Here is a 293-nt window from a genome sequence, read left to right as displayed (position 1 = left end):
ACGCCAGTCATCGGAACCCGAAGTACCGGAGACTTCATGAGTCCAGGTGATTTTGCGGTAGGTGAACTGCACTTCTTCCAAGTGGGTGAAGTGCGAGTTGCCTGGATCCTGGCAGTTGTGCATTTTGTTGTTGATGGCGACGATGATCGCGTCTTCCAGTTTGGTGGTGTAGTAGTGCTCTTGAGTACCTTGAGCAGAAGTACGGAACCACTGGATAACGATTTCGCTCATGCGCTCGCCGGAAGTCAGAGCGGCTTGCAGCAGAGGCGAAGCCTTGTCGTAGACCTTGGTGA

The 293-nt window shown here is 53.2% G+C and carries 1 protein-coding gene; it reads right to left on the bottom strand.

Annotated features, from left to right (window positions below; all coding sequences use genetic code 11):
• Positions 1-293 (bottom strand): type VI secretion system tube protein TssD (gene tssD / locus PseAD21_RS29400; RefSeq protein ID WP_146011332.1); only part of this gene is annotated, 293 nt, incomplete at both ends.

It is taken from the genome of Pseudomonas sp. AD21 (assembly GCF_002878485.1).
In the GTDB taxonomy this organism is placed as follows: domain Bacteria; phylum Pseudomonadota; class Gammaproteobacteria; order Pseudomonadales; family Pseudomonadaceae; genus Aquipseudomonas.
Note: the sequence above shows the minus strand (reverse complement) of the source record. Positions and strands in the feature narration are given on the sequence as shown.